The organism is Alphaproteobacteria bacterium (assembly GCA_040218575.1).
In the GTDB taxonomy this organism is placed as follows: Bacteria; Pseudomonadota; Alphaproteobacteria; order JAVJRE01; family JAVJRE01; genus JAVJRE01.
Genome location: JAVJRE010000003.1, coordinates 289,512 through 303,638, shown reverse-complemented (window position 1 = coordinate 303,638; position 14,127 = coordinate 289,512). Strand labels below are relative to the sequence as shown.

Genomic DNA, 14,127 nt, shown 5'->3' with positions numbered 1-14,127 from the left:
GGCGTAATCAGAACCGCGGCAGGTCCGGAAACGGCACCTGGCCGCGATGAACATGCATGCGGCCCAGTTCGGCGCAGCGATGGAGTGTCGGAAAGACCTTGCCGGGATTGAGCAGTTGCCGCGGATCAAAGGCGCACTTGAGGCGTTGCTGCTGCTTCAGATCGTCATCGCTGAACATGGTCGGCATAAGATCGCGTTTCTCCACACCGACTCCGTGCTCGCCGGTCAGGACGCCACCCACCTCCACGCATAGCCTGAGGATCTCGGCGCCGCAGGCTTCCGCCTGTTCGGTCATGCCCGCTTCGCTGGCGTCATACATGATCAGCGGGTGCAGATTGCCATCGCCCGCATGAAACACATTGGCCACCGCAAGCTGATAGCGCCGGCCGATCTCGCCGATGCGGCTCAGAACCTCCGGCATGCGGCCGCGCGGAATGGTTCCGTCCATGACGTAGTAGTCGGGCATAAGACGCGCCATTGCCGGGAAGGCCGCCTTGCGGCCAGCCCAGAATAGCTGACGTTCCGCTTCGTCGCGACTGGCCCGGACCGACGTGGCGCCCTCGGCGCGGGCGATGTCCATGACCCGCTCGGTCAGCTCCGCCACTTCCTCCGGCGGCCCGTCCAGCTCGACGATGAGCACCGCCTCCGCATCGCTCGGATAGCCGCTCTTGACGAAGGCTTCCGTCGCGCCGATGGAGATGCGGTCCATCATTTCCATGGCGGCCGGAATGATGCCGGCGCCAATCACGGCCGCCACGGTGGCGCCGGCGCTTTCTATGGTGGGAAAGGCAACCAGCAGGCCGCTGACCGAGGGTGGTTTTGGCAGGATGCGCACGGTCACTTCCGTCACCACCGCAAGCAGGCCTTCAGATCCGGTCAGCACGCCCATCAAGTCATAGCCGGATGCGTCCAGTGCCTTGCCGCCGATCTGCAGCACCTCGCCATCCATCATCACCACCTGTGCACCCAGCACATTGTTGGTGGTAAGGCCATATTTCAGACAGTGAATGCCGCCGGAGTTCTCCGCGATATTACCACCGATGGTGCAAACAACCTGACTCGACGGATCGGGCGCATAGAAGAAGCCCCGGTCCTGCACCGCATGGGTGATGGCCAGGTTGGTGACGCCGGACTGTGCGGTGACCGTGCGATTGTCAGTATCGATGTCGAGGATGCGCGTGAACTTGGTCAGCGCCACGACGATGCCGTCGGCCAGTGGCAGGGCGCCGCCTGACAGCGATGTGCCGGCGCCGCGCGGCACCACCTTGACGCCATTGCCATGACAATAGCGCAGCACCTGGCTGACCTGTTCCGTTGTTTCCGGCAGCACAACGATCAGCGGCGGCTGACGATAGGCGGTGAGCGCATCGGATTCCCACGCCTTCAATGCTGCCAGATCGGCAACTACGGCGCCGTCGGGCAGAAGATTCGCCAGGTCACGGGCGATCTCACGGCGGCGGGCGATAACCGACGGGTCGGGCTCCGGCATGAGCATGGGCGGCTGTCCCTCTGTCTCTCTGGCTGGTTTTCCGGACCCTGCCTATCCGGCGATCCTGTGAACCCGCAGTGCATGCAGACCGCGCTATGGGTGAGCCGGCCAGCGTCTGCGCTCAACCTAGCGGTCCCGGCCGGGCGGTGAAAGCCGTCCGGCAAGCCGCGCCGCCCGGCCAGCCGCAGGCACAAAAAAAGGGCGCCCCGAAGGGCGCCCCGAAATGGTTGCTGACCGCTGCCCTAGCCCTGGCGGGCCTTGAAGCGCGGATTGGTCTTGTTGATCACATAAACCCGGCCCTTGCGGCGGATGACGCGGCACGCCTTGTGGCGGGTTTTTGCCGTCTTCAGCGAATTGATGACTTTCATGGCGTAACCGAAAATATGGGTGGGCAGGGAAGCGGCGGACCATACGGAGCCGCCCCGGGCCTGTCAACGGCCGCGGGGCTGGTCTGCCGGGTTCTCCGAATCCCAGGTGAGCGCCCCGGCGCCGGCTCGCGTTCCGGCCCGTGTGGCATAGGTCCGGTGGACCCGTATCCGACCCCCATCGAACAGGCGGAAACGGGTTTCCCAACGGGCTATCTCACGATCGATTGCGGCCATAACGACCGGTGAAACACCTTCCGCCGGCGGGTTGTGGAGGAAGCGCCGCATACCCTGTTCAGCCACCTGGCGCAGACGGTCCGTCATGTCCTCCGATACCCACACATCAAGCCCGGCGGCGGCGTATATCTCCTCCAGCCACGGCACGCTCACAGGCTGTATGGCATAGCCCTCCAGCCGGCTCAGTCGGTGCCGGTCGTCATCGTCCAACGGATGATCGCCGCTGACCAGATCGATCAGCACCAGATGACCTGACGGGCGGATGACCTGCAGCAGACGTGGCAGAAAGTCCATGGGCGTTGGCGCGGCACACAGCAGGTCGCGCATGATCAGGCAATCATAGGAGGTCTTCTTCGGCAGCGTCGCACCGGGCAAGCGATAGCTGACCGATGCCTTGCGCCCGAGCCCGGCCTTCTGGGCATAGTACTGACCACGCGCCGCCAGCAGCGGCGACGTGCTGGCGCAGGTCACCCAGCAGCCAAAGCGTTGGGCCAGCAGACGCCCGGCGGCCCCCATGGCGGCATTGGCATCCAGCACCGTCATCTCGCTGGTCAGCCCGACAGGGCGGGCCAGGTCCATGGTCAGCTCGCCGTCGCCAGGCGCGGCCTGGCCCTCGCCCCACAAATGCTCCAGGGCGGCGACGCGGGCGTCGTCATAGGGATCAGCGACACCGCCCGTGGGTTCGGCCGGGCGGTCATCGGCCGCGTGCGGCCCGTCTGCGGCGGCGGCGGCGCCCGTCAGTGGGGCCATGGCTGGCGCAAGATTTTCGGGCGGCGGCCAGGCTGACGCGCCGTCACCGGCCGGCCCGCCATGCCACCATTCGGCAAAGCGCGACCGCAGGCCGCGGGTGTGGCGTGAGAGGGCAGTGGACACAAGCATCAGGAGCCGGACGCGGTTCGTCGGTATGGCCCCTGCTTTCCCATGATTTCCCTTAGATTCAGCTAATGAGCCGCCGCGCCTGCCGGCCACGGCCCACGCCTGCCGAGGCCGCCCCGCCCAAACAGGCGGTCCACACCCGGCCGCCACAGGCCGGATCAAACGTCATGGCGGCGCGCACGGCGGCGCGCAGCACCTCCGGCGCCGGCTGCCCGGTGCGGGCCAGGGCATGGCCGGCCCCGGCCGCATAGCTCTCGCCCGAGCCCTCGGCCCACAGCATACCGCGCCGCACCCGATGCAGCGCCAGATCGCCGGCCAGACTCGACACCGCACCGGGCCTGGCCAGGATCATGGCCTGGCCATAGCGTCTGGCGCCGCGCGGCTCACCATCGCCGTCCGCGGCCCCGGCAATACCGTGCGCGTCAAACAGCAGGCGCAGCCGCTCCGTCAGATCAATCGGCCGCGCCAGATGGTGCAGCAGGTCGCGGGCCGAGTCCTTCAGCAAATCGGCAACCCGGCCATCGCCGGCATGACCCAGCGCCCAGCCATGGGCCCGCACCCATTTCGGGCCACAGCAGGCCTTGAAGGTATCGCCCCATGTGGCCTGCGTATCGCAGCCAATCCAGCTTTGCCGGCCGTCATGAATGGCCGCGATAACGGTCACGGACCGCCACCGCGCCACTTGTCGAAGCTGCGCGCACCCGTATAGCCAAGATAGCCGGCGCCGAAGAGCCAGTAGAGACTTTCGGGAATGGCACCAAGAAGATTGGTCATGTTCTGCGCCGCCGTGGTCACCGAGTCCGGCCACCAGATGCCGGCGATGGCGCCGCCGACGCACATCATGATGATCACATACATCAGGTAGAGGAATGTGGGGCGAGCGCGACTGGTCCATGGGTCGGCTGATTGCGCTTCGGCCAGGATCACCGAAAGCTGCTGGCGGGTGGCCTCCAGTTCGCCGGCCTGCTCCAGTTCAAGCAGCTTCTGCTTGGCCGCCGCTCGCTCGTCTTCAGACGTGAACAGCTTGTCAATCAACCCGAACAGCGGGCCGGCCAGTTGGCCGACAATGGTCGAGACCACCATAGTATTTGCCTCAGTGTAGCTTCAGCCAGCGGCGCGGACTCGGGACGTCCCGGACCGCAGTGCCAGTCGGGATCGCACCGCCAGTGATTTCAGGGCGGGCATCAGCAGGACCCACCCTCAATAGTCGAAGGTGGCTTGTGGCAAGCTGATCTCGCCGCGCAGGTCAAGATGCAGGAACCGCCCGGGTGCGTTCCAGCCGATTGACCAACCCTGTTGCCAGGCCAGCGCGAACAGCCGGCCACGATATGCGCCGTCAACGGTGGCAATATCCACGGCCAGCGTTCCCTGCTGGCCAGCGTGCAGCGGTTCGTCGCAGACGTGCAGGCTTTTGGAATGACCGCCGACACGCCGGTTATGCGCCGCCGACCGGCAAGCGGAGGTCACGGTCATTGGCGAATCCAGCAACGACCGGAGCGTTTGCAGACCGGTCATAAATCCCGGGTGAAAGCCGATCATGCCGGTGCCCCGGCAAGCCATCTCCTGCGGCGTAAAATCCGGCCACGGCCAGTCTTCCGGCGGCACTTCGGAGTAGTGAGAGTACAGGGTCACGGGATAATCGTGCCGATCAGGATGAGCAGCTTTTTTCCGAACGCGGTCAGACCCGCACCAATGCTCCCGGCCCCGACAATGAACATGCCGCGATAGATGCCGGTGCGAACCTTGCTGGCGCCGTCGCGTTCCGCCTCACGAAGTCGGGCGGCATGGTTGGCTTTCTGATTCTCGCTGATCCGGGTATGCAGATCGCGGAAGCCTGCGCGCATTTCGTCACGCAGGCCATGAACGTCTCTTTTGACCTCGTGTATTTCAGTGTCTGTTCTGTCGAAACGCTGGTTCATTGCCCGCTCGCGCCGGTCGCAGTCAGTCACATGGGAGCGAATCAACGTCAGGGCCTCATGCGCCTCCATTGCGGCGCTGCTGGGCCAGGTATCTTCCGCCATGTGATCTACCTCTATCCTCGGACGGGTGTATGCGCGAAGGACACGAACCGCCGGCATACTGGTTCCGGAGCGTGTGGAAGCGCAGACATGCGGATGGCAAGCCCGCACCGCGCGGGACGGTTGCCTGACCGGTGGGTGGAAGTTCAAGCCGCAGGCGCTAGCGCCCGCCCCCGGCACGCGCCCGGTCAACCGCCTCCTGAGTCAAGGTACCGGCGGCGACAAGTTCGTCCGCCAGCTTGCTCGGGTCCACAGCCGGCACTTCGGCGGGTGGTGCCGGTCTGGGGTCCGGCGCGTTGCCGGCCGCCAGCCACCGTTGATACTCCTGCCAGTCGGAATTGCCGGCGTCTGGCGGGATGTTCGCCCCGTCACAGGCTCGCCTGACTCCGCCGCCATCAACTTCCTGGTACTCTGCCATCACATCCTCGCATCTGCTGTCCAGTGAATACCAACCAGGTGGCCAACCACCGCGCCGGCATCCGGTATTGCCTGCAGGCGGAACAGGCTCTCGCTACTGTTCTGCGCGCTTGGTGAAGTCATATCTACGGCCGTGTCGTAGTTGTGCGGATTGGCGTTGGCGTTTGTCGTGTTAAAAAAAGTGACGGTCGGCGTGGTCCGCATCGAAACCGGAAGGCGAATGGTGTCGCCTACGACACCACCGCCGCCGCCGCGGGTGATGTGCCAAAGATGAGCCCCGCTTGATGTTGTTCCCTGTGCCGGCACCGTTCCGGGACTGAAACTCTTTGCGAAGTATCTTTGCCAATCGCGCAGGGCCTGCGACGGGTTCTGCCGGCGCATACTCATGACCGCCGTGCCGGGATGCATCCGGAGGCCGGCGATTCGAAAGTCGTTGGCCGCATCATCAACGCCGTTCGCCTGGCCGGCCGCGGCAAGCACGGTGCCGCCGGCCCACACGCCGGGGGCTGCCTGGTAGGCGGTCCCCATTGCCAGCGCAAACCAGAGTTCAGCGCCTTTGTTGTGGTCTGTCGCCCAGGCGACGACCGGCGGCTGCGGGAATGTGACAATTTTCCTTTCCCAGGTTCCCGCAGCATTGATCGTATAGCTGCCGGACACTGCCTGATTGGGTGATGCATTGAAGATTGAGACAGAGTATGTCCCTGTTTTTGTGGCCTTGACCCAGAACTCGACCGTGATGCTCGCACCAAGCAGAGCCGCCCAACGATATCCCTCAATGGCGTAAACGGCCGCCGCTAAGTTGGTCGCGCCAAAGCTGGGCTGTCCGGTGGTCACGTCCACATGCAGGGAGTGATTGAGCAGAAAGCCGGCCTCCGTCGCTGTCGGCACATCGCTCGACTGCTTGAAGTCCGCAACCCACGTCCCGTTTTTTCGGGCGGTCCACAGGCCGCACTTTTGGTGGTCACCGACCCCCGTGAAGCTGGTCCCATCCAGCCACCAGTCGAAATCCCCGTCCACAACGGCGTTGAGCGGTTCCGGAGACTTCAGGATTGAGCGCGCGGCGTCAGCATCTGCCGTTACAGCCAGCAACGCGCCGAACGTGGATAGCGAGGTTGTGCCGGCCGGCGCGGCATACGATACAGGCTGGCTGTTGGAGTCAAAACCAAGATATTGCGAAGCGCGGACGGTCAATGCCGGCAACGTCATATCAAGAAGGACTTCCGATTCGGGCACCTTCATGGCCCGGTCCAGCTCGTCCTGCAACTGCTGGACCAGGACCGTTAACTTGTCCAACGCGGTTTCGTGCGACTCGGCCGGGAAGGTGTCGTTCTCCACATAATCTGTCTCTTGGGTCTGCGGCACGTTGCGGACCATGACGATGGTGACGCCATCTGCCGGTGCCACCATGAAGACCACATTGCCACCACTGGCCGAACCTGCACCGGTTATGCTGTAGCTGGCGTTCAGTGATTGCAGAGTCCCGTCGGCGTAGACACGCAAATCGCCCTCGGCGAAAATGCGGTTGGTATAGGGGAACACAGTTGTCGTTCCGTCGCCGGCATACTCCCAGCGTGTGGTTTCGATGCTGACAGTCATGGACTCGCCTTTCGCAGAATCAGATCAGGGTTTCAGGCCGGAGATCGGACAAAGAAATCAACGTGGCCGGAACAGGGCGCCACCGCCTGACAGCAGGCTGGAGCCGGCGCCGACAACACCGCCGATTGCATGACTGACTGACGAAAGCTGGCGTTGTGTTGCCTGACGTTCGCGCCGCAGGGCTTCCGCCTCGCCACCGGCACGGGCGTCCAGCGCATCGAGTTCACCGGTTGCCGCCAGGTCTTCGAGCGCCAGTAAGGGGCTGCCGGCAATCTGCACTCCGGAGCGGGCGAATCGGGCCCGCTGACGAGCGATGTCGCGTTCGGTCTGCTGGCGGATTGTCTGTTCGCGCCGCGCGCCACGTTCGCGGGCAAGCCTGGCATCTTCTGCCGCGGACTTGGCATTAACCCGGTCTATGGCGGCAGCCGACAGGCTTCGCTGGGCCTGCAGCAGGCCACTCAGGCCGATCCCGGCCAACGACATGGGACCGGTCGCGGTGGACGCGAGAAACGACAAGGGCGCAAGAATGCTCATGTGTGGGTCTCCTTTGGCAGATAGGCGACTCGGTGATAGTCCGCCTGGTCCGGGCCGTAGGCCGGCATCAGCCCTTCCTCGCGAAAACCCAGGGCCAGGGCCCATCGTCGGGCGACGACACTGTCGGCCCGCACGCTCGCCTGGATGCGATGCAGGGTGAAGCGGCGCGGTGCATCGGCGAGGTGTCGCCGGACCAGGCGATGGAAAGCGTGGACATGGCCGGTCACCCGGCTGCCGGTCAGCACCCAGGCTTCGGCCACGCCCGGCCACAGGGGCACCAGACCCAGCGCCGCTACCGGCGTCCCGTCGCCATCGGCCAAAGTGACGGACGGGCCGCGCAGCGCCAGGGATTCAGGCGAGGCGCCCGCCGACAGCAGCTCGCTTCGCCCGGGCTCGCGCAGTTGCATCCAGGTCAGGTGATGCGGGCGAAAGGCGACGATATGGAGGCTGGCGGCGCCGGCTAGCCTTGCCTCAGTCTCTATGAAAGGGGGCTCAGTCACCGGACACCGAAACGTGCTGCATCAGCGCAATGATGGTCAGCGGCAACGGCTGTGACTGTTCCACCACCACCCGGCTATCGCGACCGTGGCGCGACGACAGTGTGATCACGCGGTCGCCGGTAAACAACGCCGGCGGAGAGCCCATGACGTCGAGACTGTGGCGGAACGGCGGCTCTTCAACGGCGCTACCGGCGGAGATGCGCAGCCCCAGCGAGCGGTAGAGGCGGATTGTGGCGCTGACCACACGCTTGGTGCGGCCTTGCATCGTTGCCGCCCCGCCAGGACCTTCGAACCCCAGGCTCTCAATGGTACTGGTGTAGGGCAAGCCCACATGGATGCATGAAGCTGCCCGCGACAGATACACCCGACCGTCTGCCACCACCTGGTCCGGCAGCACCGCGCCGTCGGCCAGGATCGATACAGTTTCACCGTTAAGATGATCCAGTCCGGTGACCTCGCTGACGGCGGCGCCATCATGGCTAAGTCCGGAATCCACAAAAAAGGAGTCGGCCTGCTGGTGACTGTCGCCGAACGGTTCCTCCATGAACTCCACGTGGCGCACGACCTGCCCGCCAATGGTCCGCCGGACAATGACCCAAAGCTGGTCGTGGTCGCCGGTGGGCGCGGGGATCGTTGCAACGCTTTCAACCTGCGCCGGACCGCCCGCATAAGAACCCCCTGGAACATGGCGGTGCCAACCGACAACGTCATGCGGTCGTTCGTAGGTCAGGCCGAGCAACGTGCCATCGGCCCGCGCGCACCACACCACGGAGTCCGGCTCCTGGGCATAGGCAATCTCGCGCAGGCCGCCGCGCGTCACATGCTCCGCCAGAAGAGTCAGGTCGGGCGCCACATACCCGTCAGTCTCAAACGTGAACACCAGCTCACGCAGTTTGCGCCCGGCGCGCTGAATGAACAGAACCACATTGCCGACGCGTCGCGGCTGATGATCGGCGCTGCCGTAGGTGGTCTGACGCTTGACCTGAACATTGACCGGCGTCAGCGGTTCATCGGCGGTCGAGGCGCGCATCTCAAACTCGCCGCTGACCGTGCCCACCAACAGAACGCTGCCGGGTGACAACCAGCGCACCGACTGCACATCGTCCGTCGCGATAGTGACGCTGAGGGGGTCATCATCGCTGATGCCAGGAGCGAAAGTCTCAAAGTCCGCTGAGCGCGACCCGTCTATGCGGTCCGGCGCGCCGGCCGCACCGGCAAAGAACAGACGCTGCTCATAGAAGGCGATGGCCGCGGGCCAACCCTGGCTTGAACCCCACAAGCCCAGCCGCCAGTCGGCCGTCGCCGTCGTTGCAGCAAAGGCGCTCTTCACCTCCACGGTCACCTGAGTCTCGCTGATATAGCCGGTGACCACAGCCCAACCCCAGGTGCCACTATGGCCAAGACGCAGGCACCGCCCCACATCGGCCGCCGCGAAGGGCGCATGGCCCGCAGCGGTGATCGTCACACTGGCGCCGCTCACCGCGGCAGGCTGCATTGTCTTTGTGCTGTCGCCATTGACTGCGCGGTAGGGACCATCAACGAACGCGATGTCCTGGCGGGTCCACGCTATGTGGCTGGTACGTGTGATCTTCGTCGGTGCATGGGACGGATGAACCAGGTAGAGCGTATCCGCGGACTGCGCATATTTGAGACCCGGCAGATCATCTTCACTATAGGGCGTGGCGATTTCCACCGGCACACCGGGACTGGATTCGACCTGCCCTTCATCCTTGAAGACGCGGACATACAAATGCCCGAACTCCAGCATATAGGCCTGATCGGTGGAGAACTCGAAGCGGATCAGCCGTGTTCGGCGCGATCCGTCCTTGACCGATGCCACGAAACGAAAACCCGGGCGGCGGGTGACTCCGCCATGGGGCATGACCACCATATTCTCCAGGCGGCGCACACCGTTGAAGTACTTGGCGAAGTCCACACGCCCGGCAAGCCGGGGCGAAAGCTCGCCGGCAGTGAAGTTTGTCTGGATCGCGTAGGCCCGTGTCATGATGAGGTCACACTCTCTTCCTATGGGCGTCGGCCGTGGCCACGCCGCGTGGGCAACGGGTCGGAGGAACGAAGACCGGTGATATGGGTGCTGCGTCGCATGGCCAGCCTGGCTGGCGCCGTTCTGCTGGCTGTGGCCGGCCTCGCCGGGTCTCAGTTGCTGGCCTTCATGCAGCAATACGCCCAGCGCCTGGCCGGCCACCTGGATGAGGCGCGGCGACAACTGGTTCAGGCGCAGGACGGAAGCGGCGTCTTTGCCGGTGTGGCGGTCGACGTGCGACAGACGGTTGCCGAAGCAATGATGCTACGGGTGGAGGGGCTGACGGCCGCAATGGACGGGCTGGATCAGGCCGGGCCATGGCAGCGGCCCTTCGTCTTCATACAGAACCTGGACTGGAGCATTGCCGCAGGCACCGCCAGCGATTTCACGCCGGCCCTGCCCCTGGACACCACCAGCCTGGTCTATGGCGCAACCGCAATCATCGTCGTGTGGTCGGTTCTGCAGCTCGCCGGTGCGGCGCTGCGCCGCCGTCGTGCCTGACCGCCTCGTGACCGTGGTCTAGGGACGGTCGAGCGCGGCAGAGACGGGGCGGTTGCGGAAGGCCAGGCGCCACAAGCCGAAAAGCGCCGCCAAGGCAGCGATCGCCGCGATGAATCCGAACAGGCCGCCGGGACCGAAAGCCTCCATCACCCAGCCGGCCGGGTAGGGTCCGACCACCGCGCCGGCCGACCAGGCAAGAATCACGCCGCCCGATACGGACACCCGCTGTTCCTGGGTCAGGCCGTCATGCACGAAAGCCGAACAGATGGGGTAGATCACACGCATGGAGCCGCCAATGCCAACCGCTGCCACATACATCAGCAGTGTATTGCCGCTTTGGGCATAAAGCGCCAGCAAGGCAAAGGACAGGATGGCGCCATAGACCAGAACCAGAAGCAGCCGCCGGTCCATACGGTCGGACAGACGGCCGACCGGCCACTGAAACAGGATACCGCTGGTCAGCAGGACAAACATGAACACGCCCACACCGCCGACTACCGCCTCTCGCGCCAGGCCGAAGACCGGACCCAGACCAATGGCGGTACCGGTGATGGCCCCGGCCAGAATGCTCCCCACCACGGCCAGCGGCGACAGCCGGAAAAGCGCCAGTGGCGACAGGAACTGGGGCCGGCTGATCTGTGGCCGACCGTGGCGGATGAACAGGATCGGCAGCGCCGCCGACAAGGTGGCGGCAACGGCGATCCAGAACAGAGCACTCTGTAACGGATCAAACACGTCCACCAGAAACTGGCCGACCCCCATACCGCCGGCATGACAGATCATGAACAGACTCATGGTCTTGCCGCGGATGGCGTTCGGCGTGATGGACTGCATCCAGCTCTCGCCGCCAACCCACATCCAGATGCCGACGGATCCGACAAGAAAGCGCAACGCCATCCAGGTCCAGGGCGGCGGCAGGTAGAGATAGCCAACCGTAGCCGCGGCAACGCACAGGCTGGCCACCAGCATGGCCGTCACATGGCCAAAACGCTTGATGGCGAAATGGGCGGTCAACGATCCCAGCAGCAGCCCGGCAAATCCGACGGTGGACAGCAGAGCCGGCATGGTGTCCGGAAAGCCCGCCAGCTTCAGCCGCACCGCCAGCACCGTTCCCAGCATGGCCTGTGAGAAGCTGGACATGAGCATCGCCATGAGCAATGCCGTCATGGCGATGCGACGTGCCCGTTCGTCCACCCGTGCCCCCCTACTCTCCAGACCGCCTGCAGCGTCGATGCCGGCTGGCCCAAGCTTGGCACGGAGCGATACACAGGACCATGCCGGAGCACCGACAAGATCACATGTGCGCGGCCTCCCACGGACCCACCCCATCGGCCGCCAGCAGACCCTCCTGACCGTCCACCCGCCGTGCCTCGCGCAGTTTCTCTCCATACAACTGCCACAGCCCGGCGGCACGGCGCGGATCGCCTGTCAGACTCTCCGCCAGGTCCGCCGCCAGGCGGGTGGCGATGGAGTCCAGCAACAGCGCGTCATACAGGGTTGGATCGGTTATGCGGCAGATATACAGGATGCGGGCGCTATCGATATTGGCCATCAGCCACTGGCCTTCGATGGCATAAGGCTCCGACCCGGGGGTCAACGCCACCACCCGTAGGCAATAGGGGTCGGCCGGCAACTGAAAGGCGCTTGCCCACCCCCAGGTCGGCCCTGGCATGACTCTGGCCAACTCGGCGCGGGACAAGGCGGCGTTCCACGGGTGGGCCCGCAACACGGCGTCACGGGTCTCGGCAAAGAGCAGATTGCAACGGCGCGCCGCTTCGCTGTTCTCTTGCATGTCTGTGATTGGCTCTTCGCCCAGATAGGCGAGTGCGCGGTTGCATATAGCGACGGTTGACGTCATGGACGGCCTCCGGAGTCACGGGACAGGCGGCGACCGGCCGGCGCATATACGCCGACCGGTTCCGTCCTGCGATCAGTCCTGGACGTAGACCACATGGCCTTCGACGGTATCGCCTGCCAGGGGCGCCACGACGCCGAAAGTCGCTGTCAGGGTCACCCCGCCATCGCTGTCGAACTGCCGGTACGGCGCTGCCAGGGGCGTAATAGTGGTCGGGCCACTGGCGATATCGCTGGCCGCCGCCAGACCGTCAGGGTCGGCGGCAACCGACGTGCCCGCCGTCGTATGCGTCGCCCAACCCAGCGCCAGAGTGGCGCCAGCCGCCTTGTCGCTGGCGGTCACACGGCACAAGTGCCCCAGCACACGGCAACGCCCGGGCGGCAGACGCAACAGCTCCACATCGTCGCCGATGCTGCCGTTGGCCCCCTGGGTATAGGAGAAGTAGCCCAGGCGCAGACGGCCGTGCCAATCCGTCGTGGAGAGGACCGTCGGCGGCGAAGCATCCACCTGGGTCATCTGATCGCTCTTGGTGGTGGTCATGAGTGTATGTCCTGTTGTGGAATTGACGGCGTCCACGGCCGGCGCCGCCTCACCGTGGAGGCGACTCCGGCCGCGGGTTCAGGGTTTGCCTAGCTCGGATCGCAGGCAATGTAGCCAATCTGGCTTTCTTCCATGCGGCTTGCACCGATCGCCATGGAGTAGAAGACCTGCATGGCGTAGTTCTTGTCGTCGCGCTCGCTGATGCGCGCCTGCGGCTCCTGGCCAAGGGCCAGAAGCAGACCGTCGCGCGCCCAGTACAGAACCTTGTGGTCACTGGCGGAATCGATGCCGATGCGCTCCGTGCGGATAAAGCGAAAGCCGAGGAAGGTATCGATATCGCCCTGCACCAGAGCCTTGACCGAATTGTAATCGGCGCTCTGTACCTGGGTTTCGCCCAACAGGTTCTTCAACTGCTTGGCGTTGACCGCCATGAACCGTGGCACGTCCGGGTCCACGTCGTTGGAGTCGAGCGTTTCCTTGGCCGCCAGCAGCTTTTCGATATTGAGCCCGACATCGCTGGCGCTGCCGCCGACCTGAACGTCAATGACCATGGCGCTGTCAAAATTGGTGGCGGTGGACCCGTCCTGACCGGAGTAAGCGATACCGTCCGCTGCCTCAATCAGAGCATCATCCATCGCCCGACCCATGGCCCATGCCGCGGCCCGGGCATAGGCGCTGGTCGGATCGGTCAACATACGGACCTTGTCTTCCTGATCGATCAGGTCAGCCCAGTCATAATCCACCAGGCTGACCCGGCGACGGGCATGCGGCGTATCCATGCGCGGTGTATCCGCGTGGCGGGTGGTGCGTCGGCGCGCCGCCACCTGGCCGATCTGGTCGAAAAATCCGTTGCGACCGGTGATCGATTCGACCCGCACGGCATCGCGCAGGCGGGAGCCTTTCTGCTGCGCCAGAAGAGTCACGTTCTGTGCGTAGTGCTGCACGAACGCGGTATCAATTTCGACGGACATGTGTCCCTCCGAATGAGTGGTTCCGGACATAAGGTTCGGGGAGGGCTGCCCGGCCGAAGCGCCGGACCCCGCGCCTCACCCGCTGGGCGAGGCGCGTCTGGCGGTCTTTCCCGCGCGTCAGGCGACCCGGTCTGGGGTGTCCGCCACACAAGCCCGCCGCATCACGAGCGGAGGGATTGATTCA

General features: G+C 64.8%; 17 protein-coding genes. 1 reads left to right on the top strand and 16 read right to left on the bottom strand.

Annotation, left to right across the window (positions count from 1 at the left end; translation table 11 throughout):
• Window positions 1–7: 7 nt before the first annotated feature.
• From RIE31_05180 to RIE31_05125, 12 genes are all read right to left on the bottom strand, one after another.
• On the bottom strand, window positions 8–1,495 hold the full coding sequence (locus RIE31_05180) for an FAD-linked oxidase C-terminal domain-containing protein (GenBank protein MEQ8639989.1): 1,488 nt from the start codon (window positions 1,493–1,495) through the stop codon (window positions 8–10).
• Between the two features lie 236 nt (window positions 1,496–1,731).
• A complete protein-coding gene (ykgO, locus tag RIE31_05175; GenBank protein MEQ8639988.1) occupies window positions 1,732–1,857 on the bottom strand; it encodes a type B 50S ribosomal protein L36 in 126 nt (41 codons plus the stop codon).
• A 63-nt stretch (window positions 1,858–1,920) separates the two neighbouring features.
• Window positions 1,921–2,841, bottom strand: coding sequence for a hypothetical protein (locus RIE31_05170; GenBank protein ID MEQ8639987.1), 921 nt, complete (start codon window positions 2,839–2,841; stop codon window positions 1,921–1,923).
• Between the two features lie 187 nt (window positions 2,842–3,028).
• Window positions 3,029–3,631, bottom strand: a complete 603-nt coding sequence (locus RIE31_05165) for a hypothetical protein (GenBank protein ID MEQ8639986.1) — start codon at window positions 3,629–3,631, stop codon at window positions 3,029–3,031.
• Entirely contained in the window at window positions 3,628–4,050 is a 423-nt protein-coding gene (locus RIE31_05160) for a 3TM-type holin (protein ID MEQ8639985.1), read from the bottom strand. Before RIE31_05160 ends, RIE31_05165 begins: the two co-directional genes overlap by 4 nt.
• A gap of 117 nt (window positions 4,051–4,167) precedes the next feature.
• Complete coding sequence (locus RIE31_05155; GenBank protein MEQ8639984.1) at window positions 4,168–4,599, bottom strand: D-Ala-D-Ala carboxypeptidase family metallohydrolase; 432 nt, start codon at window positions 4,597–4,599, stop codon at window positions 4,168–4,170.
• Window positions 4,596–4,988 (bottom strand): hypothetical protein, encoded by a 393-nt coding sequence (locus RIE31_05150; protein ID MEQ8639983.1) that lies wholly within the window; start codon window positions 4,986–4,988, stop codon window positions 4,596–4,598. Before RIE31_05150 ends, RIE31_05155 begins: the two co-directional genes overlap by 4 nt.
• Window positions 4,989–5,145: 157 nt before the next feature.
• The gene (locus RIE31_05145) at window positions 5,146–5,403 is read right to left on the bottom strand and encodes a hypothetical protein (protein MEQ8639982.1); all 258 of its coding nucleotides are present in this window, start codon (window positions 5,401–5,403) and stop codon (window positions 5,146–5,148) included.
• The gene (locus RIE31_05140; GenBank protein MEQ8639981.1) at window positions 5,403–6,998 is read right to left on the bottom strand and encodes a hypothetical protein; all 1,596 of its coding nucleotides are present in this window, start codon (window positions 6,996–6,998) and stop codon (window positions 5,403–5,405) included. The genes RIE31_05145 and RIE31_05140 overlap by 1 nt, the downstream gene beginning before the upstream one ends.
• 57 nt (window positions 6,999–7,055) lie before the next feature.
• A complete protein-coding gene (locus tag RIE31_05135; protein MEQ8639980.1) occupies window positions 7,056–7,532 on the bottom strand; it encodes a hypothetical protein in 477 nt (158 codons plus the stop codon).
• Complete coding sequence (locus RIE31_05130; protein ID MEQ8639979.1) at window positions 7,529–8,032, bottom strand: hypothetical protein; 504 nt, start codon at window positions 8,030–8,032, stop codon at window positions 7,529–7,531. The genes RIE31_05135 and RIE31_05130 overlap by 4 nt, the downstream gene beginning before the upstream one ends.
• Window positions 8,025–10,037 carry a hypothetical protein gene (locus RIE31_05125; GenBank protein MEQ8639978.1) on the bottom strand — a complete coding sequence of 671 codons (2,013 nt, stop codon included), beginning with the start codon at window positions 10,035–10,037 and terminating at the stop codon, window positions 8,025–8,027. Before RIE31_05125 ends, RIE31_05130 begins: the two co-directional genes overlap by 8 nt.
• Before the next feature lie 99 nt (window positions 10,038–10,136).
• On the opposite strand from RIE31_05125, the gene RIE31_05120 reads away from it, so the two are divergent.
• Complete coding sequence (locus tag RIE31_05120; protein MEQ8639977.1) at window positions 10,137–10,577, top strand: DUF2937 family protein; 441 nt, start codon at window positions 10,137–10,139, stop codon at window positions 10,575–10,577.
• An 18-nt stretch (window positions 10,578–10,595) separates the two neighbouring features.
• Here RIE31_05120 and RIE31_05115 read toward each other — a convergent pair whose 3' ends face one another.
• From RIE31_05115 to RIE31_05100, 4 genes are all read right to left on the bottom strand, one after another.
• Entirely contained in the window at window positions 10,596–11,771 is a 1,176-nt protein-coding gene (locus RIE31_05115; GenBank protein MEQ8639976.1) for an MFS transporter, read from the bottom strand.
• A 100-nt stretch (window positions 11,772–11,871) separates the two neighbouring features.
• Window positions 11,872–12,435 carry a hypothetical protein gene (locus RIE31_05110; protein ID MEQ8639975.1) on the bottom strand — a complete coding sequence of 188 codons (564 nt, stop codon included), beginning with the start codon at window positions 12,433–12,435 and terminating at the stop codon, window positions 11,872–11,874.
• A gap of 72 nt (window positions 12,436–12,507) precedes the next feature.
• Window positions 12,508–12,972, bottom strand: coding sequence for a hypothetical protein (locus RIE31_05105; GenBank protein MEQ8639974.1), 465 nt, complete (start codon window positions 12,970–12,972; stop codon window positions 12,508–12,510).
• A gap of 89 nt (window positions 12,973–13,061) precedes the next feature.
• The gene (locus tag RIE31_05100) at window positions 13,062–13,943 is read right to left on the bottom strand and encodes a phage capsid protein (GenBank protein ID MEQ8639973.1); all 882 of its coding nucleotides are present in this window, start codon (window positions 13,941–13,943) and stop codon (window positions 13,062–13,064) included.
• Window positions 13,944–14,127: the final 184 nt, after the last annotated feature.